A 19,564-nucleotide genomic window follows, 5' to 3' on the forward strand; every position below is an offset into this window, starting at 1 on the left:
TATTTATTTCCGGCGCTTGACCTGTAAACTCGCGAGCTTTGGCTCTGTGCTGCTGCGGCGCGGAGTATCGCACAAGTAGGCGCTTTGTTCGCCTGCTGTTTATCGACAGGCACAAATTCCCTCAATGAATCTGCTCAAATCGTTGGCCGCCGTCAGCTCTATCACGATGCTTTCCCGGATTCTGGGCTTTGTTCGTGACACGCTGATTGCTCGTACTTTCGGCGCCGGGATGGCGACGGATGCCTTCTTTATTGCCTTTAAATTGCCCAATCTGTTGCGGCGGATCTTTGCTGAGGGCGCTTTCTCGCAGGCATTCGTGCCGATTCTGGCTGAATACAAAAGCCAGCAGGGCGAAGAGGCGACGCGTACGTTCATTGCTTACGTTTCGGGTTTGCTGACGCTGGTGTTGGCGGTCGTCACTGCGCTGGGCATGATCGCCGCGCCCTGGGTGATCTGGGCCACGGCCCCGGGTTTTACCGACACGCCGGAAAAATTCCAGCTCACCTCCGATCTGTTGCGGGTGACGTTCCCCTATATATTGCTGATCTCCCTGTCCTCACTGGCGGGCGCGATTCTCAATACCTGGAACCGTTTCTCGGTGCCGGCCTTCGTGCCGACCTTGCTCAACGTCAGCATGATTGTGTTCTCTCTGTTCCTCACGCCGTATTTCGATCCGCCGGTGATGGCGCTGGGCTGGGCGGTACTGGTCGGTGGTCTGGCGCAGTTGCTCTATCAACTGCCGCACCTGAAAAAGATCGGCATGCTGGTGCTGCCGCGTCTGAATCTGCGTGATACCGGCGTCTGGCGCGTGATGAAACAGATGCTGCCGGCGATTCTTGGCGTTTCGGTCAGCCAGATTTCGCTGATCATCAACACCATCTTCGCCTCGTTTCTGGTCGCGGGCTCGGTGTCGTGGATGTATTACGCCGATCGCCTGATGGAATTGCCATCCGGTGTACTGGGTGTGGCGTTGGGTACGATTCTGCTGCCGACGCTGGCCAAAACCTACGCCAGCAAGGATCGCCACGAATACTCGCGGATTCTCGATTGGGGTCTGCGTCTGTGCTTTGTGCTGGTGCTGCCGTGTTCGCTGGCGCTGGGAATTCTCGCTGAGCCACTGACCGTTTCGTTGTTCCAGTACGGTCAATTCAGTGGCTTCGACGCCGAAATGACCCAGCGCGCACTGATTGCTTATTCTGTCGGTCTGCTCGGGATAATCGTGATCAAAGTGCTCGCTCCGGGCTTTTATGCGCAACAGAACATCCGTACCCCGGTAAAAATCGCAATCTTCACCCTTGTGGTCACTCAGTTGTTCAACCTGGTGCTGATTGGCCCTCTGGCTCACGCCGGTCTAGCCCTGGCGATCAGTGCCGGTGCCTGTCTCAACGCTGGGTTGCTGTTCTATCAACTGCGCAAACAACAGATGTATCAGCCGCAGCCGGGCTGGGCCAGGTTCGGTTTCAAACTGGTTGTCGCCGTGGCCGTGATGTCGGCAGTGTTGTTGCTGGGCATGCACTTCATGCCAGCGTGGGATCAAGGGCACATGCTTGAACGCTTCCTGCGTCTGGGCGCATTGGTCGCGGCGGGTGTGGTGTCCTATTTCGGTATGTTGCTGCTGCTCGGTTTCCGCTTGCGTGACTTCAATCGCAAGGCCTTGAGTTAAGGTTTTACCCTTTATAAACAGGCGCGGGCCGGCAGTTTTGTCGGCTCGTTCACTTTGCGTTACGGTGTTGCCTGTCGTCGGCCGTCGGGTGTGGTTATAATCGACCACTTTATGAGCAAGAAGCGCGTTATGCAGCTGGTTCGAGGCCTCCACAACTTGCGCCCCCAGCATCGGGGCTGCGTCGCCACTATTGGCAACTTTGACGGTGTTCACCGTGGTCACCAGGCTATCCTGGCCCGACTGCGTGAGCGTGCGCTCGAGTTGGGCGTACCCAGCTGCGTGGTGATTTTCGAACCGCAGCCACGGGAATTCTTTGCCCCCGAGACTGCGCCGGCGCGTCTGGCACGGTTGCGCGACAAGCTGCAATTGCTGGCCGCCGAAGGCGTTGACCGGGTGTTGTGCCTGGCCTTCAACCAGCGTCTGAGCAAACTCAGCGCCAGTGAGTTCGTCGACACCATCCTCGTTGATGGCCTCGGCGTGCAGCATCTGGAGGTCGGTGACGATTTCCGCTTCGGTTGCGACCGCCTCGGCGATTTCGACTTCCTGCTGCAGGCCGGGCAGATGCACGGTTTCACTGTTGAAGCTGCACAAACCGTCGAGCTGGACGGGATTCGCGTCAGCAGCACGCAAGTGCGCAACGCGTTGGCCGCCGCCGATTTTGCTCTGGCCGAACGTTTGCTCGGTCGCCCGTACCGGATTGCCGGTCGCGTGCTGCATGGCCAGAAACTGGCCCGGCAACTGGGTACGCCCACTGCCAACATTCAACTCAAGCGTCGTCGCGTGCCGTTCACCGGGGTGTATCTGGTGGATGTCGATATCGACGGCAAAACCTGGCCCGGCGTCGCCAATATCGGCGTGCGGCCCACGGTACAAGGTGATGGCAAAGCCCACCTTGAAGTCCATCTTCTAGATTTTGCCGGGGATCTGTATGACCGGCGTTTGACGGTGGTTTTCCACCAAAAGCTGCGTGAAGAGCAGCGCTTCGCCTCCCTGGAGGCATTGAAAACGGCGATCAATGCGGATGTCGCCACCGCCCGTGCACTAGCCGCACCTAGCGCCCATCGCTAATGAAGAGCCTTAAATGACCGACTATAAAGCCACGCTTAACCTTCCGGACACCGCCTTCCCAATGAAGGCCGGCCTGCCACAGCGCGAACCGCAGATCCTGCAGCGCTGGGACAGTATTGGCCTGTACGGAAAGTTGCGCGAGATTGGCAAGGATCGTCCGAAGTTCGTTCTGCATGACGGCCCTCCGTATGCCAACGGCACGATCCACATCGGTCACGCACTGAACAAGATTCTCAAGGACATGATCATCCGCTCGAAGACCCTGTCGGGTTTCGACGCGCCGTACGTTCCGGGTTGGGACTGCCACGGCCTGCCGATCGAGCACAAGGTTGAAGTGACCCACGGCAAAAATCTGGGCGCGGACAAGACTCGCGAGCTGTGCCGTGCCTACGCCACCGAGCAGATCGAAGGCCAGAAGTCCGAATTCATCCGTCTCGGCGTGCTGGGCGATTGGGCCAACCCGTACAAGACCATGGATTTCAAGAACGAGGCCGGTGAAATCCGCGCCCTCGCTGAAATCGTCAAGGGCGGTTTCGTGTTCAAGGGCTTGAAGCCTGTGAACTGGTGCTTCGACTGCGGTTCGGCCCTGGCTGAAGCGGAAGTCGAGTACGAGACCAAAAAGTCCTCGACCATCGACGTTGCTTTCCCGATCGCTGACGAAGCCCAACTGGCTGCCGCATTCGGCCTGCCGTCGCTGGGCAAACCTGCCTCGATCGTGATCTGGACCACCACCCCGTGGACCATCCCGGCCAACCAGGCGCTGAACGTCCACCCGGAATTCAACTACGCGCTGGTTGATGTCGGCGACAAGCTGCTGGTGCTGGCTGAAGAGCTGGTCGAAGCCTGCCTGGCGCGCTACAGCCTGGAAGGTTCGGTCATCGCCACCACCACTGGTAAAGAACTCGAGCTGATCAACTTCCGCCACCCGTTCTATGACCGTCTGTCGCCGGTGTACCTGGCTGACTACGTCGAACTGGGCGCTGGTACCGGCGTGGTTCACTCCGCCCCGGCCTACGGCGTGGACGACTTCGTGACCTGCAAGAAGTACGGCATGGTCAACGACGACATCCTCAACCCGGTGCAGAGCAACGGCGTGTACGCGCCGTCGCTGGAATTCTTCGGCGGCCAGTTCATCTGGAAGGCCAACCCGGCCATCGTCGACAAGCTGACCGAAGTCGGTGCGCTGCTGCACACCACCGTCATCGAACACAGCTACATGCATTGCTGGCGCCACAAGACCCCGCTGATCTACCGCGCCACCGCGCAGTGGTTCATCGGCATGGACAAAGAGCCAACCAGCGGCGACACCCTGCGTGTGCGCTCGCTCAAAGCCATCGAGGACACCAAATTCGTCCCGGCCTGGGGCCAGGCGCGTCTGCACTCGATGATCGCCAACCGTCCGGACTGGTGCATCTCGCGTCAGCGCAACTGGGGCGTGCCGATCCCGTTCTTCCTCAACAAGGAAAGCGGCGAACTGCACCCACGCACCGTTGAGCTGATGGAAGAAGTCGCCAAACGCGTTGAAGTCGAAGGCATCGAAGCCTGGTTCAAGATGGACGCTGCCGAACTGCTCGGCGACGAAGCACCGCTGTACGACAAGATCAGCGACACCCTCGACGTCTGGTTCGACTCGGGCACCACGCACTGGCACGTCCTGCGCGGTTCGCACCCGATGGGTCACGAGAGCGGCCCGCGCGCCGATCTGTACCTGGAAGGTTCCGACCAGCACCGTGGCTGGTTCCACTCGTCGCTGCTGACCGGTTGCGCCATCGACAACCACGCACCGTACCGCGAACTGCTGACCCACGGTTTCACCGTCGACGAAGCCGGCCGCAAGATGTCCAAATCGCTGGGCAACGTGATTGCGCCGCAGAAAGTCAACGACACCCTGGGCGCCGACATCATGCGTCTGTGGGTTGCATCGACCGACTACTCCGGCGAGATGGCGGTTTCCGATCAGATCCTGCAACGCAGTGCGGACGCCTATCGTCGTATCCGTAACACCGCGCGCTTCCTGCTCTCGAACCTGAGCGGTTTCAACCCGGCCACTGATATCCTGCCGGCGGAAGAAATGCTCGCGCTGGATCGTTGGGCGGTCGACCGCACCTTGCTGCTGCAACGCGAGCTGCAAGAGCACTACGGCGAATACCGTTTCTGGAACGTCTACTCGAAGATCCACAACTTCTGCGTGCAGGAGCTGGGTGGTTTCTACCTCGACATCATCAAGGACCGTCAGTACACCACTGGCGCCAACAGCAAGGCCCGTCGTTCGGCGCAAACCGCGCTGTTCCACATCTCCGAAGCGCTGGTGCGCTGGATCGCGCCGATCCTCGCCTTCACTGCCGATGAGCTGTGGGAATACCTGCCGGGCGAGCGTAACGAATCGGTGATGCTCAACACCTGGTACGAAGGTCTGACCGAACTGCCAGCCGACGTTGAACTGGGCCGCGACTACTGGGAACGCGTCATGGCGGTCAAAGTAGCGGTCAACAAAGAGATGGAAATCCAGCGCGCAGCGAAAGCCGTCGGTGGCAACCTGCAAGCCGAAGTGACGCTGTACGCCGAAGACGCCCTGAGTGCCGATCTGGCCAAGCTGAGCAACGAACTGCGCTTTGTATTGATCACCTCGACTGCCAGTGTTGCGCCGTTCGTCCAGGCTCCAGCCGATGCGGTAGTGACTGAAGTCAGCGGCCTGAAGCTGAAGATCGTCAAATCGGCCTTCCCGAAGTGCGCCCGTTGCTGGCACTGCCGTGAAGACGTTGGCGTGAACCCGGAGCATCCGGAAATCTGCGGTCGTTGCGTCGACAACATCAGCGGCGCTGGCGAGGTTCGTCACTATGCCTAATGCCGTTGGCCGTTTCGGACGGTTGAGCTGGCTGTGGTTGAGTTTGCTGGTTCTGGTCATCGACCAGGCCAGCAAGTTCTACTTCGAAGGCAAGCTCGAAATGTTCCAGCAGATCGTGATCATTCCCGATTACTTCAGCTGGACCCTGGCTTATAACACCGGCGCTGCGTTCAGCTTCCTGGCTGACAGCTCCGGCTGGCAGCGCTGGCTGTTCGCCCTGATCGCGATTGTGGTCAGTGCGGTGCTGGTGGTCTGGCTCAAGCGCCTGGGCCGCAATGACACCTGGCTGGCCGTCGCGCTGGCGCTGGTGCTGGGCGGCGCGCTGGGCAATCTGTATGACCGCATTGCCTTGGGCCATGTGATCGATTTCATTCTGGTGCACTGGCAGAACCGCTGGTACTTCCCGGCGTTCAACTTCGCCGACAGCGCTATTACCGTTGGCGCGGTGATGCTGGCACTGGATATGTTCAAAAGTAAAAAGACCGGAGAAGCCGTTCATGACTGAACAGGTATTGGCTGAGCAACGCATCGGCCAGAACACGGAAGTCACCTTGCACTTTGCATTGCGCCTGGAGAACGGCGACACCGTCGACAGTACGTTCGACAAAGCCCCGGCGACCTTCAAGGTCGGCGACGGCAACCTGCTGCCGGGTTTCGAAGCGGCGCTGTTCGGCTTCAAGGCTGGCGACAAGCGTACGCTGACCGTCGAGCCGGAAAACGCCTTCGGCCAGCCGAACCCGCAGAACGTGCAGATCATTCCACGTTCGCAGTTCGTCGACATGGAGTTGTCACCGGGTTTGCTGGTGATCTTCAATGATGCGGCCAATACTGAGCTGCCAGGTGTGGTGAAAGAGTTCGATGACACGCAAGTGACCATCGACTTCAACCACCCGCTGTCGGGCAAGACGCTGACCTTTGACGTCGAGATCATCAACGTTAAAGCGATCTAACTGACTCTATGGAGTCAAATGTGGGAGCGAGCCTGCTCGCGAATGCTGACTGACATTCAACATAGATGTTGTCTGACACACCGCTTTCGCGAGCAGGCTCGCTCCCACAATGTTTTTCATCGTTTTCGCTATTTCTTGCGCGCAAGACACGAGGCACAGCATGCAAATCAAACTCGCCAACCCCCGTGGCTTCTGCGCTGGCGTGGACCGGGCGATCGAAATCGTCAACCGTGCCCTGGAAGTCTTCGGGCCGCCGATCTACGTGCGTCATGAAGTGGTGCACAACAAGTTCGTCGTTGAAGACCTGCGCAGTCGTGGTGCGATCTTCGTCGAAGAACTGGATCAGGTGCCGGACGACGTCATCGTGATCTTCAGTGCTCACGGTGTTTCCCAGGCTGTGCGCACCGAAGCCGCCGGCCGTGGCCTGAAAGTATTCGACGCCACTTGCCCGCTGGTAACCAAGGTGCACATCGAAGTGGCGAAATACAGCCGCGACGGTCGCGAGTGCATCCTGATCGGCCACGCCGGTCACCCGGAAGTCGAAGGCACCATGGGCCAGTACGACGGCAGCAATGGCGGTGCGATCTACCTCGTTGAAGACGAGAAAGACGTCGCCGAATTGCAGGTGCATAACCCGGACAAACTGGCTTTCGTTACCCAGACCACGCTGTCGATGGACGACACCAGTCGCGTCATTGATGCCTTGCGCACGCGCTTCCCGGCCATCGGCGGTCCGCGCAAGGATGACATTTGCTACGCCACGCAAAACCGTCAGGACGCGGTCAAGCAATTGGCCGACGAGTGTGACGTCGTGCTGGTAGTCGGCAGCCCGAACAGCTCCAACTCCAACCGCTTGCGAGAACTTGCCGAGCGCATGGCCACGCCGGCCTACCTGATCGACGGCGCCGAAGACCTGCAAAAGAGCTGGTTCGATGGCGTTGAGCGTATCGGCATTACCGCCGGTGCCTCCGCGCCGGAAGTCCTGGTGCGTGGCGTGATTCAGCAATTGCAGGCCTGGGGCGCCACCGGTGCCGATGAACTGGCCGGGCGTGAAGAGAACATCACGTTCTCGATGCCTAAAGAGCTGCGCGTGCGTTCGATCTGACGCTTTTGATCTTTTGACACAACACCTGCTCAGTCTCTTGACTGTTCAGGCGCACACGACCGGTCGCCGCCAGCACTATCTGGCGCTGGCTGACCGGCTCGCGAGCCGAGCAGACATGTAATGTCCCTGCCTGAAACGCCCGCCCGGGCATCAGCGGTTGCCCCAGACTGCTGAAGCGTACGTAACGACTTACTGACCAATTGCCGACAATCGGCACCTGTGTGTCGCTCACACTTTCTTGCAGCAGCGGATTGCTGTTGTCTTTCGACCCCTTGCCGCTGATATCCAGAATGATCCGCCAGCCCTGACTCCAGTCGCCGTTGATGCCATGAATCACCACGCTCTGATTGCGCGTGATGGCCTGGGTGCGAGCGTTGCGCAGGCCATCGAGCAAGGATTGCGCTGCCTGATCCCGATGGTTCGATTCTCTGAGCGTGGCAAACGCCGGACTGACCAACAGCAGAACAATTGCGCCAATCGCCAGTCCCATAAGCAGTTCGATCAGGCTGAAACCCTGTTGCGGCATGAAAACTCCCTCCGTGGAGTGTGATGAACGGCGCGCTCCGTGCGCCGGGCAGGGCAAATCAACCGACGCGGGCCGGTTGAATGTTCTAGCGTGTAGAAGCAGGTATAGCCGACGGCAACGGAGGGCATTGATGGATCTTCGTACAAAAGGTTTCACGCTGATCGAGTTGTTGGTCGCGGTCGCGATTTTCGTGGTTCTGATCACTCTGGCGGTGCCGGCGTTCACCCGTTCGGTACAGGGCAGCAAGGCCGATACCGAGATGGGCGACCTGCAACGGGCAATCAATTACGCCAGGCTCGAGGCCATCGACCGTGGCACTACCCTGCGCCTGCGCCCGACCGCTGGTGGCAGCGTCTGGACCGGTGAGTTGTCGGTCTACGACAGTACTGGCAATCCGGCCAATGTGTTGCGGGTTGTTCCCGCGATGAGCAGCGGCGCGACTCTGACGCTACCCTCAGGAGTGACTGCACTGGATTTCAACAATCTTGGTGGTCTGGCAGCGCCGTCGACGGCGGTGACCATCAGTTACACGTTGGGAACGCAAAGCAGGACGCTGAACGTGTGTTTGAACGGACGAATTCAATTGGGTGGAACTTGCGGATGAGGGCAGGGAGTCAACACGCACAGCAGGGCATGACGCTGATCGAGGTACTGGTCGCGTTGCTGATTCTGACGGTCGGGCTGCTGGGTGCGGCGGCCGTGCAACTGAATGCACTGAAGTACACCGACAGTTCACGGATGACCAGTCAGGCCAGTTTCATCGCTTACGACATGATGGACCGCATCCGCGCCAATTCCGGCGCCGACTACACCGTCACGCCGCCGACTTCGGGTAATCTCAGCGTTGCACGGGATCAGGATCTTTACGATTTCACCAACAACATCGTCAACTTCGGTGGACCGACCGCGACTGGCAGCATCACTCTCAATCAGCGGGTCTACACCATCACCATCAACTGGAGCGACGCGCGGGCAGCCAACACCGCCAGCGCTCAGCGCAGTTTTGTCCTGACCAGCCGCGCTGCCGTTGACCCGGTGGCGACACCATGACGCGCCATCAGCGTGGTTTCGGCCTGATCGAGCTGCTGATTGCCCTCGCACTGGGCTTGATCATCGTGCTGGGGGTTGTGCAGATTTTCATCGCGGCGAAAAACACCTACGTCAGCCAGAACAGCGCCGCGGCGATGCAGGAAGACGCGCGTTTTGTGCTGAGCAAAATGATTCAGGAAATTCGCATGGTCGGGATGTTCGGATGTCTCGGCACCATTACGGATTCCAGCTCGGCGGGAGATTTCAATGCGTCGCAGATAGCGCCGATCAACTGGGACAACGCCAACCTGAAACTGACACTGGTCACCGCCGATATCGGCAGCGGTGGCGGCACGCCGACCTGGACAGTGGTTTCCGATTGCCGCAACAGCGCCACGGCGTATACCGGGTTGCGAGCGGCGGCGAGCGGGCAGATCGCCTTCCCGATCCGGCGTCTGATCTACAGCTTCAGCAACAACCAGATTCTCATGGGCACCGGCAGCGGCACGCCGACCCAGCAGGTGTTGGTGAACAACGTCAGTGCCTTTAACGTGACGTTTGGTCTGGCCAGTTCGGCGACAGATGTGGCGGCCTCGACCTACAGCGCCAACCCCAGCGACCCGGCGCGCATTCGCAGTGTGCGCCTGAGCCTGACCCTCACCGACCCCAACAGCCGGGTCGCCACGCAAACCTTCAACGTGGTTGCCGCTTTGCGCAACCGCTTGCAGTGAGGACCGTGGCGATGCGGATTTCTCTTCATGACCGGCAAACGCAACGCGGCATGGCGTTGCTGGTCAGTCTGGTGTTTCTGTTGTTGCTGACGTTGATTGGTCTGTCGTCGATGCAAAGCGCCAACCTGCAGGAAAAAATGGCCGGCAGCGTGAGTTTGCGTAATCAGTCGTTTCAAACGGCCGAGGCGGCGTTGCGGGTGGGGGAGAGTGCGGTTCAGCTTGATACCTACACCTTGGCGGTGTGCAGCGGCACGACGCAATGCGCACCGCCGGCGGAATCATCGGTGGTCAGTGCGGCGGGGCTGAATTCAACTTCGGGTGTGACGTGGATCGCTTCCGGTAATGGTTTCTATGGTGTGCAGAATATCGGCACCACGCTCACGGCAGTGAACGTGCCGAGTAACACTTCGGCGACGTTGTATAGGGTCACCGCCGTTGGTATCGCCGGCACTTCGCGCAGTGTGGTGGAGAGTGTCTATGCGAAGTATTGAGCGGTGTGGATCGCTGTTGCTCGGCATGTTGCTGAGCTTGTATCTGGCGTCGCCGGCCTACGCATTTACGCCGTCTGATTCGCCGCTGTTGAGTGCGGCGGCGGTGCCACCCAACGTCATGCTGCTGATCGACGATTCGGGGAGTATGAACAGCATCATCTATGCTGGCGGATTCAACCCTGCCGACAATTTCACTCCGGCCCGGCAATGTAATGCATTGCTTGGGTTGTGCCTGAGTTCGACGCCGATCACGGGCGACACGATCTTTCTGTCGAGCCTGCCGACATCCGGTTGCTCGGGCGGCGCCTATGCGTTCTACAACAACAGCCTGGCGCCGTTGTGCCTGAAGCTGCCGGATCCGGTCGGCAGCGGCAATACGCGTTACTCGGGGGATTACATTTCCTACATAGTCGGCCTGGCCATCAACAACGGCACCCGCGATTTCACCACCGGGGCGATTCCCAACGACTACCGCATCAACGTTGCGCGCAACGTCTCCACAGCTTTGGTCAGCAGCAACCGCACGTTGCGTATTGGCCTGTCGACATTCAATCCGGCCACCAGCAACAACTCCGGCAATGGCGGTTTCATTGCCCGTGCGATCAGCGATTTGTCGCCGGTGTCCGGCAGCGTGACTCAAGCCCAGGCCGACACCAATTACAACGCACTGATCTCTTCCATCAACGGCTTGAGCGCCGTGGCCAACACGCCGTTGGCGGAAACCTATTACGAAATCACCCGCTACATGCGCGGCATGGCGCCTTACTACAACAGCACACCGACCACTTACACCAGCCCGATTCAGTACCGCTGCCAGAAAAACTATGGAGTGGTGATCACCGACGGCTTGCCGACCTTCGACCGTACTTTCCCCACCAATGATCCGTTGGGCGGCAGCCGTTTGCCGAACTGGGATGGCGTCAACAATGACGGCAACAACCTCAATGGCGATAACGAAGGCGACACGTTGTATCTGGATGACATCGCCAAGTTTGCCTTTGACATCGACATGCGTTCGACCGGCACCGATGCGGCGGGCAAGAGCTGGAATGCGGTGGATTTTCCCAAGCAGAACATGAACACCTACACCGTGGGGTTCACCGCCGATAATGAAATGCTGTCGGACGCCGCCAGTTACGGACAGGGCAGGTATTACCAGGCGACCGACAGTACCGGGCTCAACGCCGCCTTATCCTCGGCGCTGAGCGACATCACGTCCAAGGCCGGTTCCGGCGGCGCGGGAGTCACCAGCGGCACCACACTGACGTCCAGCAGCAGCTTTTATCAAACCACGTATGACCCCAAGGACTGGCGCGGCACGATCAAGTCGTTCGGCTTCACCTCGACCGGGACGGTCAATACTTCGGCGGCGCAGTGGACGACCGACACCACCATCGTGCCATCCGCCAACGCTGCGACTTTTCAGTCGTGGAATACCCTGAGCAATGCAGCGGTAACCCTGGCTTACGGCAACTTTTCCCCGGCCCAGCAGACCACGCTGAGTCAGGGGTTGCCCACCGGCATCAGTGGCATTGATCTGGTGGAGTGGAGCAAGGGCACGAACAAGGCCGGGCTGAAAGTGCGCAGCGTGCTGCTCGGCGACATCATCAATTCGCCGCTGGTGCTGGCGTCACCATCAGACAAAACCGCCTCCGATCTTTCCGGCGACACCAGCTACAGCACTTACCTGGCCACCAAGGCTGCGAATATGAACACCAGCCTGGTGGTTAACGCCAACGATGGTTTCGTCAACGTGATCAATTCGGCGAACGGTACTCGCCGTTACGCCTACATGCCGTCCAGTGTGCTGCCGTCATTGCGCCTTATCGCCGACACCAACTACGTCAACGGTGTGAGCCACAAGTTTTTGGTGGACGGTCAGGTTGGGGTGTTCGACGCGCAGTCCGGCACCGCTTGGAAAACCCTGGCCATTGGCGGCACCGGTGCCGGGGGTAAAACCTTCTACGGGTTGCAACTGTTTGATGCGTCTGCGGGTAATGTGATCAAGGCCTTGTGGGAGGTCAGTGCGCCGTCCACCGCCAGTACTGCGAACGCATTCAATGATCTGGGTTATGCCTACGCCCGTCCGGAAGTGGCACGCTTGGCCAATGGTCGCTGGGCGACATTCATTGCCAACGGCTACGGCAGCAATTCAGGCGTGGCGGCCCTGTATGTACTGGATGCGCTGGACGGTTCGCTGATCAGGAAAATCGTTATCGACAGCACGGAAACCACCAACGGTTTGTCGTCGGTGAAACTCAAGGTCAACTCTTCGAATGTGGTGCAGGCCGCTTACGGTGGCGACTTGAAGGGGCGGTTATGGAAGTTCGATCTGAGTGCCACGTCCTCCGACAGTTGGGGCGTGGCGTTTTCCGGCAAGCCACTGTTCACCACGGCGGGCGGGGCGACTCAACCGATCACCGCGCAGCCGTTACTGGCGGATAATGCGCTGGGCGGCAAACAGGTCTTCGTCGGTACCGGTAAGTTCAACGAAACGGCCGACAAGACCAACAAGGATTTGCAGGCGTTCTATTCCGTGTGGGACGCCGATGGAGGTACTGGTCAACTGACTGTCAGCAGTTTGCAGCCGCAGGCGATCACCGGATCATTCTCCGGCAGCTCTGGACAGTTTCTGACCACAACGCAGAATGACACGACGTATCCGGCGGAGAAGGGTTGGTATCTGCCGCTGGTGTACAACAATGTGCTGACCGGCGAGCGGGTGATCAATCAGGCGAGTATCGTGCTGGGCCGTATTGTCTTTACCACGGCGAGTGTTGATACCACCGATCCCTGTGCGAGTTTTGGTACCGGCAAACTGGTCGAACTGGATGCGTTCAGCGGTAAGATGCTCAATTACGCCGTGCTGGACACCAGCTCTGACGGTTTGGTCGACAGCAATGACTCGATCTCCAGCGGCGTGATATTCACCGGTGGCATTCCGACCCTGAACTTCGTCTCCAGCGATGGCAAGCGCAAGGGTACGACCGACACCAGTGGCACCATCACGATCATTGTGGAAAAGGGCGGCGGTGGCAGCCGTCGTATCATGTGGCGACAAATACAGTAAGTGAGAGTTTGAGGCATGCGCAGATTCAACCGAGGCTTCACCCTGATCGAAATCATGATCGTGATTGCGATCATCGGGATCGTCATCACCATCGCCGCACCGAGCTATACCGAGTACCTGAAAAAGGGCCGTCGCGCTGAAGTGGTGTCTTTGCTCTCCGAACAGGCGCAGACCCTCGAGCGCTTCTACACCCGAAACAATACCTACACCAATGTCACCGGACTCAGCACGGGCAATGATTTCTACACCATCACCCCGACCATCGCTGACCAGACTTTCCTGCTGACCGCTACCCGCAAAACGGGTACGTCAATGGCCACCGACAAGTGCGGGGATTTCACCCTGACCAACACCGGTGTCCGCAGCATGAACAACGCGACCACCGGGCTGACCACCAAGGATTGCTGGGGCCGCTGAGGCGCTTTCTTTCGGGTGCCTTTTGCGCCCACTGTCTTTTTTACGGTTGGAACAAACATGACCAGGCAACAGCAAGTGGTGATTGTCGGTGGCGGGGTGATTGGCCTGCTGACCGCCTACAATCTCGCCTCCGAAGTACGCAGCGTGGTGCTGCTCGATCGCTCGAACCTCGGCCAGGAATCGTCCTGGGCGGGCGGCGGTATCGTTTCGCCGCTGTATCCGTGGCGCTATAGCCCGGCAGTCACCGCACTGGCGCACTGGTCGCAGGATTTTTATCCACAGCTCGGCGCACGTCTGTTTGCCGACACTGGCGTTGATCCTGAAGTGCACACCACGGGCCTGTACTGGCTGGACCTGGACGATGAAGCCGAAGCGCTGGCCTGGGCCAAGCGGGAAAATCGCCCGTTGCGGGCTGTGGATATCTCGGCGGCGCATGATGCGGTATCGGTGCTCGGTGGCGGCTTCTCGCGGGCGATCTACATGGCGGATGTCGCCAACGTACGCAATCCGCGTCTGGTGAAATCACTGAAAGCGGCACTGCTGGCATTGCCGAACGTAACCATTCACGAACAATGCGCAGTCAGCGGGTTTGTCCGCGAGGGTGAGCAGGTTGTTGGCGTCGAGACGTCGAAGGGTGTGATCAAGGGCGATCAGGTCGTATTGACTGCGGGGGCGTGGAGCGGCGATCTGCTCAAGACGCTGGATCTGACACTGCCGGTCGAGCCAGTCAAAGGCCAGATGATTCTCTACAAGTGCGCAGCGGATTTTCTGCCGAGCATGGTATTGGCCAAGGGCCGTTATGCGATCCCGCGCCGAGATGGCCATATTCTGATCGGCAGCACGCTGGAGCACGAAGGCTACGACAAGACCCCAACCGACATTGCACTGGAAAGCCTCAAGGCTTCGGCAGTGGAGTTATTGCCAGCGTTGGCCGATGCCGAAGTGGTCGGACACTGGGCGGGGTTGCGTCCGGGGTCGCCGGAGGGCATTCCGTATATTGGCCGGGTGCCGGGGTTCGACGGGTTGTGGTTGAACTGCGGGCATTACCGTAATGGGCTGGTGCTGGCGCCGGCGTCGTGCCAGTTGTTTGCCGATGTGATGCTGGGAAGGGCGCCGATTATTGATCCGGCGCCGTATGCGCCTGAAGGCCGCATTTAGTCTGATATTTCTCTGTAGCCTGGCAGATCGCTTTCGCGAGCAGGCTCGCTTGTATGGTAGGACTTGAAGGGAGGAGGAGGGACAAGGCTCGATTCTGACTGTTAGCGCAGTACAGACCGTGGGAGATTTCACCCTCCTCCTTTCACCCAAGCGCCGATAAAGAATGCATCTGGCCTAGACCGACGATAGGAACAAGCCTGCGCCTCTGGGTGAACCCTTCAAGTGTTCAAACCTTAGCCCGGAGGATTTCTCATGGCAATGCCCGTCGTTACTACTCAGTCGATCATCGGGGTTGATGTCGCCAAGGATGAACTGGTGATTTATTGCACCGAATCAGATCAACTCGAGACAATCTCTAACACCAAAGCAGCAATCAAAAAATGGCTCAAAACTGTAGCCAAGCCAGTGGCTATCGCCATCGAAGCCACCAATATCTATCACCAGGAATTTGCTGATCTGGCGTATGCCAATGGTTGCGTGATCTATATGGTTGGCGGTTATGAGCTCAGCCATTACCGCAAAGGCGTGAACGTTCGCGCTAAAACTGATGCGCTGGATGCCCGATTACTGGCCCGTTATCTGACAAACGAAGGGGACCACTTACGCCCTTGGACACCGCCGTCGCCCTTGTATTGCCGGCTCATCAGTCTTTTCCGGCGCCGTGCGGCTCTGGTCCAGGCTCGTGTCAGCCTCAAGCAGAGTTGGGAGAATGAGCCGTTGCTCAAAACCGCTTTCAAAAATCAGATAAACGCCATGCAAAGACTGGAAATCCTGCTGGAGAAAACGATCCTGACGCAGATAGACGAAGCTGGTTTAGGCGCTCAGCTCAAGCGTTGCATGAAGGTAGAAGGCATCGGTACGTTGACCGGCGCCCGCTTGCTCGCATCCTTTCAGCGTGGGGATTTCAGGAATGCCGACGCTTTCATCGCCTTTCTAGGCCTGGATCTGCGCATATCTGACTCAGGCAAAAAGAAAGGCCGTCGCTGCCTGACCAAACGAGGCGACTCAGAGGCGCGTCGGTTGCTGCACAACGCTGCAATGGCGGCGAGCCGGACCTCGGCGTGGAAAGGATTTTATGAGGCTTTGAGAGAGCGCGGATTGAGCACTACCCAAGCACTGGTCGCACTAGCCCGCAAGCTTGCTCGGGTGGTATTTGCTCTGTTGAAAAACCAGAGCGAATACTCACCTAAAGCCGTTTAGGGGCTAGGCATGAACCATAGAATCTCCCACATTGGATTTTGTGAACGACAACGCTCAACTGTGGGAGCGAGCCTGCTCGCGAAGGGGCCCTCAATCCAGCCCGAGCTTCTTCAGCCGATAACGCATCGACCGAAACGAAAGGCTCAACCGCTGCGCCGCCGCCGTGCGATTCCAGCGCGTTTCCTCCAGCGCCTGCAGGATCAGCTTTCTCTCGACGTTCTCCAGATAATCCTCAAGATTGTCGATCTGCGTCAGATCGGCAATCCCGCCCTCCGCCGCGCAATTGCCGTCACTCAGGCGCAAGTCTTCGGCCTCAATCGTACGGTTTTCACACAAGGTGTGCGCCCGTTCGAGAACGTTCTCCAACTCCCGAACATTTCCCGGAAACCGGTAGTTCTTCAATGCTTCCAGCGCCTGCGGATGTAGTCGTGCTGGCGGTTGGCCGGTGTCCTTGGCCAGACGCTTGAGCATATTGGCCGCCAGCACTTCAATGTCATCACGCCTTTCGCGCAGTGACGGCACGCGCAGTTCAATCACGTTCAAGCGGTAATAAAGGTCCTGACGAAAGCGTTCGGTCGCGACCTCTGCATCAAGATCCTTGTGCGTGGCGCAGAGAATCCGCACATCGACCACGCTTTCCTGCTGGCCGCCGACACTGCGCACGGCTTTTTCCTGAATCGCCCGCAGCAGTTTGACTTGCATCGACAACGGCAAGTCCGCCACTTCATCGAGAAACAGCGTGCCGCCATTGGCCGCCTGAAACAGCCCGGGCTTGTCTGCGAGCGCGCCAGTGAAACTGCCTTTGCGATGACCGAAAAACTCGCTTTCCATCAGCTCCGACGGGATCGCTCCGCAGTTGACCGGCACAAAGGGTTGGCTGGCGCGTGGCCCTTGTTCATGAATCAGCCGTGCGACCAGTTCCTTGCCGCTGCCCGATTCGCCGCTGATGTAGACCGGTGCCTGGCTGCGGGCGAGTTTGTCGATTTGCTTGCGCAGACTGCGCATCGGTGGCGAGTCGCCCAGCAAGCGTCGATCAATCGATGTAAAGCTGCCGCCTGCCGCCGGCATGCGCAGGGCGGCGCCGACCAGTTCGCGCAGGCGGGTGAGGTCGACCGGTTTGGTCAGGAAGTCGAAAGCCCCGGCTTTCAAGGCGTTGATCGCAGTTTCCAGACTGCCGTAGGCGGTGATCATCGCCACCGGCAGTTGTGGATAACGTTGCTGAATATGCTGCACCAACTCCAGCCCTGTACCGTCGGGCAAGCGCATGTCGGTCAGGCACAGGTCGAAGTTCTCGCGGTTCAACAGCGCCTGGGCTTCAGCCAGATTGCGCGCGCTGTAGGTGTCGAGTTTCATCCGTCCCAGGGTGATTTCCAGGAGTTCGCGGATATCCGGTTCGTCGTCGACGATGAGGATTTTTTGCCGTGGGCTCGTGTTCAACTTTGTTTCCGTCCGTGAGCAAAGGTGATGCGAAAGCAGCCGCCGCCTTGGCGTGATTGAAAGTCTAGGCGCGCTTGGTTGCTTTCGCACAGCTCACGGGACAGATAAAGCCCAAGGCCGGTGCCCTGGCTGCTGGTGGTGAAGAACGGTTCGAATAGATGTGTCTGTTCATCGGCTGGTACGCCGGGGCCGTTGTCCTGCACTTCGAGCACCGCCAATTGGCTGTCGGGATCGCTGAACAGGGCCAGCCAGACTTCGGCTTGATCATGCAGCAGGGCGCTGTGGCGCCAGCCGTTGCGTAACAGATTATCGAGAATTTGCGTGAGCTGGTTGGGGTCCATCAGCGTGGTGAAATCCCCCGAATTGATTCGCAGATGAATCTGCTGGCGCTCGCTGGCTTGTTCGCGGCTTTCGGCGACGAAGTTTTCCAGCCACGGCTTGAGATCCAGCCGTTGTGGCGCGCTCTGCTGGCGGCGGGACAGTTGCAGGACGTTTTCGATGACTCGGTTCATGCGCTGGGAGTGGTCTTGAATAATCTGCGTCAGACGCCGATCGGCGCTGTCGAGTTCCTCGGATTCAGCCAATAGCTGCGCGGCGTGACTGATGGCACCCAGCGGATTGCGGATCTCGTGGGAGATCCCGGCGGTCAAGCGCCCAAGTGCGGCAAGTTTCAATTGCTGAGCTTGTTGGGCGATCTGCGCCAGGTCTTCGAGAAATACCAGGGTTTGCTGGTTGGGGCTCTGTTCGAGGGCGATGAAGCTCGGTTGCAGTTCCAGGCCATTACCGGGGATTTTCAGGCTCTGCGGGCGCAGGGTCGGGTTGTTCATCCACAGTTGCAAGCGATCGACCAGCGCGGTGGAGTAATCATCGATCAAATGCCCCTGAAGATGCGATTGCGCGAGCAGGGTTTGCGCGCTGTGGTTGGCCAGTTGCACCCGACGCTCCTCGTCGAGGACCAGAATGCCGGTGCGCATGCGTTGCAGGATCAGCGCATTGAGGGCTTCGAGGCTGACCACTTCGCTGGCGCGTTGCTCGGCCAGTGTTTCGCTGACTTCGAGGCGCCGAATCAACCCCTGCACCAGCAACGATGCGGCAAAACACAGGGCGCCGAGAGTGCCGGCTTGCAGGTATTCATTGGCGCTGAGGGGGGGGTTGAAACCCAGCAGGAAACTCGAGCCGACGATGCCCAGCGCACCGATGGCGGCAATCAACAGGCCGATGCGTCGCCGTAGCAAAGTGTTGCTGATCGCCACCGAGACAATCAGCAGATTGCCCAGCGCACTGCCGACGCCGCCCGCCGCAAAGAACAGAACGCATAAAAGCAGGACATCAACGAGGGCCAGACTGAACAGTTGCGCCGGCCGTCGGGTGTTCTCGAGGAATACCACCAACAGAATGTTGAGAATCAGGTACAGCCAACTGCCGCCGCGCAGCAATTCATCGTTGGCCGACGTCAGCAGGCGGTTGTCCATGTTGCTGGATATCAGCAGCACCAGAGTGATGCCGACACTTAAACGGTAGAGATGATAAAGGCGCAGCAGGCGCTGCGCCTGTTTGCTGTCGGCGCTGGTGGCCTCAGCGATCACTGGTACCCGGGCCTTGCTCAAGGTGAGCCTGGCTGCAATACCACTGTTGTTGCACGCTTAGCGCGCGGTCGCGCGGCAGATGCACGCCGCAATGGGCGCAGCGCACCATCGGTGGCGCGTCCTGCTCGCGCGGGGCGCGATGGGATTGATTGGACGCGGCAGGCGCCTTGAATTTACGCCACAACCATATCGCGGCGAAAATCACGACGATCCAGAACAATAAACGAAGCATGATGAGCGGCTTTCCGACTGATGATCCGGCAGTTTAGCCAAGCTCCCGGCAAGCGC

18 protein-coding genes are annotated in these 19,564 nt (G+C 59.1%); 14 read left to right on the plus strand and 4 right to left on the minus strand.

What is annotated here, in order from left to right; all coding sequences use genetic code 11:
* Nucleotides 1-124: 124 nt before the first annotated feature.
* From murJ to ispH, 6 genes are all read left to right on the plus strand, one after another.
* Nucleotides 125-1,663 (plus strand): murein biosynthesis integral membrane protein MurJ, encoded by a 1,539-nt coding sequence (murJ, locus tag KBP52_RS22790; protein WP_212621016.1) that lies wholly within the window; start codon nucleotides 125-127, stop codon nucleotides 1,661-1,663.
* A 129-nt stretch (nucleotides 1,664-1,792) separates the two neighbouring features.
* Nucleotides 1,793-2,731, plus strand: a complete 939-nt coding sequence (ribF, locus tag KBP52_RS22795) for a bifunctional riboflavin kinase/FAD synthetase (RefSeq protein WP_008078544.1) — start codon at nucleotides 1,793-1,795, stop codon at nucleotides 2,729-2,731.
* Between the two features lie 13 nt (nucleotides 2,732-2,744).
* Nucleotides 2,745-5,576, plus strand: a complete 2,832-nt coding sequence (ileS, locus tag KBP52_RS22800) for an isoleucine--tRNA ligase (protein WP_116029802.1) — start codon at nucleotides 2,745-2,747, stop codon at nucleotides 5,574-5,576.
* Nucleotides 5,569-6,081: a signal peptidase II gene (gene lspA, locus KBP52_RS22805; protein ID WP_007963824.1), complete on the plus strand. Its 513-nt coding sequence runs from the start codon at nucleotides 5,569-5,571 to the stop codon at nucleotides 6,079-6,081. The genes ileS and lspA overlap by 8 nt, the downstream gene beginning before the upstream one ends.
* Nucleotides 6,082-6,088: 7 nt before the next feature.
* A complete protein-coding gene (fkpB, locus tag KBP52_RS22810) occupies nucleotides 6,089-6,526 on the plus strand; it encodes an FKBP-type peptidyl-prolyl cis-trans isomerase (protein ID WP_175555644.1) in 438 nt (145 codons plus the stop codon).
* 160 nt (nucleotides 6,527-6,686) lie between these two features.
* Nucleotides 6,687-7,631, plus strand: coding sequence for a 4-hydroxy-3-methylbut-2-enyl diphosphate reductase (gene ispH / locus KBP52_RS22815; RefSeq protein ID WP_007909838.1), 945 nt, complete (start codon nucleotides 6,687-6,689; stop codon nucleotides 7,629-7,631).
* On the opposite strand, the gene KBP52_RS22820 is transcribed toward ispH, so the two are convergent.
* On the minus strand, nucleotides 7,603-8,157 hold the full coding sequence (locus KBP52_RS22820) for a GspH/FimT family pseudopilin (RefSeq protein ID WP_212621017.1): 555 nt from the start codon (nucleotides 8,155-8,157) through the stop codon (nucleotides 7,603-7,605). The two genes, ispH and KBP52_RS22820, sit on opposite strands and share 29 nt — an antisense overlap.
* Nucleotides 8,158-8,287: 130 nt before the next feature.
* Here KBP52_RS22820 and KBP52_RS22825 point away from each other — a divergent pair, with 130 nt between their 5' ends.
* From KBP52_RS22825 to KBP52_RS22860, 8 genes are all read left to right on the plus strand, one after another.
* Nucleotides 8,288-8,761 (plus strand): GspH/FimT family pseudopilin, encoded by a 474-nt coding sequence (locus KBP52_RS22825; protein ID WP_077574598.1) that lies wholly within the window; start codon nucleotides 8,288-8,290, stop codon nucleotides 8,759-8,761.
* Nucleotides 8,758-9,207 carry a type IV pilus modification protein PilV gene (gene pilV / locus KBP52_RS22830; protein WP_077574597.1) on the plus strand — a complete coding sequence of 150 codons (450 nt, stop codon included), beginning with the start codon at nucleotides 8,758-8,760 and terminating at the stop codon, nucleotides 9,205-9,207. Before KBP52_RS22825 ends, pilV begins: the two co-directional genes overlap by 4 nt.
* Nucleotides 9,204-9,917, plus strand: coding sequence for a prepilin-type N-terminal cleavage/methylation domain-containing protein (locus tag KBP52_RS22835; protein WP_077574596.1), 714 nt, complete (start codon nucleotides 9,204-9,206; stop codon nucleotides 9,915-9,917). The genes pilV and KBP52_RS22835 overlap by 4 nt, the downstream gene beginning before the upstream one ends.
* Before the next feature lie 11 nt (nucleotides 9,918-9,928).
* Nucleotides 9,929-10,408: a PilX N-terminal domain-containing pilus assembly protein gene (locus tag KBP52_RS22840; RefSeq protein WP_077574595.1), complete on the plus strand. Its 480-nt coding sequence runs from the start codon at nucleotides 9,929-9,931 to the stop codon at nucleotides 10,406-10,408.
* Nucleotides 10,395-13,478: a PilC/PilY family type IV pilus protein gene (locus KBP52_RS22845; protein ID WP_212621018.1), complete on the plus strand. Its 3,084-nt coding sequence runs from the start codon at nucleotides 10,395-10,397 to the stop codon at nucleotides 13,476-13,478. The genes KBP52_RS22840 and KBP52_RS22845 overlap by 14 nt, the downstream gene beginning before the upstream one ends.
* 15 nt (nucleotides 13,479-13,493) lie before the next feature.
* The gene (locus KBP52_RS22850) at nucleotides 13,494-13,895 is read left to right on the plus strand and encodes a type IV pilin protein (protein WP_034153860.1); all 402 of its coding nucleotides are present in this window, start codon (nucleotides 13,494-13,496) and stop codon (nucleotides 13,893-13,895) included.
* A gap of 57 nt (nucleotides 13,896-13,952) precedes the next feature.
* On the plus strand, nucleotides 13,953-15,053 hold the full coding sequence (gene thiO, locus KBP52_RS22855) for a glycine oxidase ThiO (RefSeq protein ID WP_212621019.1): 1,101 nt from the start codon (nucleotides 13,953-13,955) through the stop codon (nucleotides 15,051-15,053).
* A 252-nt stretch (nucleotides 15,054-15,305) separates the two neighbouring features.
* Nucleotides 15,306-16,253 (plus strand): IS110 family transposase, encoded by a 948-nt coding sequence (locus KBP52_RS22860; RefSeq protein ID WP_116033343.1) that lies wholly within the window; start codon nucleotides 15,306-15,308, stop codon nucleotides 16,251-16,253.
* Nucleotides 16,254-16,343: 90 nt separating this feature from the next.
* On the opposite strand, the gene KBP52_RS22865 is transcribed toward KBP52_RS22860, so the two are convergent.
* Genes KBP52_RS22865 through KBP52_RS22875 form a run of 3 tightly spaced genes read right to left on the minus strand, consistent with a single transcriptional unit; the run spans nucleotide 16,344 to nucleotide 19,508 of the window.
* Nucleotides 16,344-17,690 (minus strand): sigma-54 dependent transcriptional regulator, encoded by a 1,347-nt coding sequence (locus KBP52_RS22865; protein WP_116029796.1) that lies wholly within the window; start codon nucleotides 17,688-17,690, stop codon nucleotides 16,344-16,346.
* Nucleotides 17,687-19,276: an ATP-binding protein gene (locus tag KBP52_RS22870; protein ID WP_212623154.1), complete on the minus strand. Its 1,590-nt coding sequence runs from the start codon at nucleotides 19,274-19,276 to the stop codon at nucleotides 17,687-17,689. Before KBP52_RS22870 ends, KBP52_RS22865 begins: the two co-directional genes overlap by 4 nt.
* Nucleotides 19,266-19,508, minus strand: coding sequence for a PP0621 family protein (locus KBP52_RS22875; RefSeq protein WP_077574590.1), 243 nt, complete (start codon nucleotides 19,506-19,508; stop codon nucleotides 19,266-19,268). Before KBP52_RS22875 ends, KBP52_RS22870 begins: the two co-directional genes overlap by 11 nt.
* Nucleotides 19,509-19,564 lie beyond the last annotated feature (56 nt).

Source organism: Pseudomonas sp. SCA2728.1_7 (assembly GCF_018138145.1).
GTDB lineage: Bacteria > Pseudomonadota > Gammaproteobacteria > Pseudomonadales > Pseudomonadaceae > Aquipseudomonas > Aquipseudomonas koreensis_A.

What these genes read in the sequence shown, in the direction of transcription:
- lspA (WP_007963824.1), top strand. Translation starts at nt 5,569, where the DNA reads ATGCCTAATGCCGTTGGCCGTTTCGGACGGTTGAGCTGGCTGTGGTTG.
- ispH (WP_007909838.1), top strand. Translation starts at nt 6,687, where the DNA reads ATGCAAATCAAACTCGCCAACCCCCGTGGCTTCTGCGCTGGCGTGGAC.
- KBP52_RS22875 (WP_077574590.1), bottom strand. Translation starts at nt 19,508, where the DNA reads ATGCTTCGTTTATTGTTCTGGATCGTCGTGATTTTCGCCGCGATATGG.
- KBP52_RS22835 (WP_077574596.1), top strand. Translation starts at nt 9,204, where the DNA reads ATGACGCGCCATCAGCGTGGTTTCGGCCTGATCGAGCTGCTGATTGCC.
- KBP52_RS22845 (WP_212621018.1), top strand. Translation starts at nt 10,395, where the DNA reads ATGCGAAGTATTGAGCGGTGTGGATCGCTGTTGCTCGGCATGTTGCTG.
- ribF (WP_008078544.1), top strand. Translation starts at nt 1,793, where the DNA reads ATGCAGCTGGTTCGAGGCCTCCACAACTTGCGCCCCCAGCATCGGGGC.
- murJ (WP_212621016.1), top strand. Translation starts at nt 125, where the DNA reads ATGAATCTGCTCAAATCGTTGGCCGCCGTCAGCTCTATCACGATGCTT.
- pilV (WP_077574597.1), top strand. Translation starts at nt 8,758, where the DNA reads ATGAGGGCAGGGAGTCAACACGCACAGCAGGGCATGACGCTGATCGAG.
- KBP52_RS22860 (WP_116033343.1), top strand. Translation starts at nt 15,306, where the DNA reads ATGGCAATGCCCGTCGTTACTACTCAGTCGATCATCGGGGTTGATGTC.
- KBP52_RS22820 (WP_212621017.1), bottom strand. Translation starts at nt 8,157, where the DNA reads ATGCCGCAACAGGGTTTCAGCCTGATCGAACTGCTTATGGGACTGGCG.
- KBP52_RS22850 (WP_034153860.1), top strand. Translation starts at nt 13,494, where the DNA reads ATGCGCAGATTCAACCGAGGCTTCACCCTGATCGAAATCATGATCGTG.
- thiO (WP_212621019.1), top strand. Translation starts at nt 13,953, where the DNA reads ATGACCAGGCAACAGCAAGTGGTGATTGTCGGTGGCGGGGTGATTGGC.
- KBP52_RS22840 (WP_077574595.1), top strand. Translation starts at nt 9,929, where the DNA reads ATGCGGATTTCTCTTCATGACCGGCAAACGCAACGCGGCATGGCGTTG.
- KBP52_RS22825 (WP_077574598.1), top strand. Translation starts at nt 8,288, where the DNA reads ATGGATCTTCGTACAAAAGGTTTCACGCTGATCGAGTTGTTGGTCGCG.
- ileS (WP_116029802.1), top strand. Translation starts at nt 2,745, where the DNA reads ATGACCGACTATAAAGCCACGCTTAACCTTCCGGACACCGCCTTCCCA.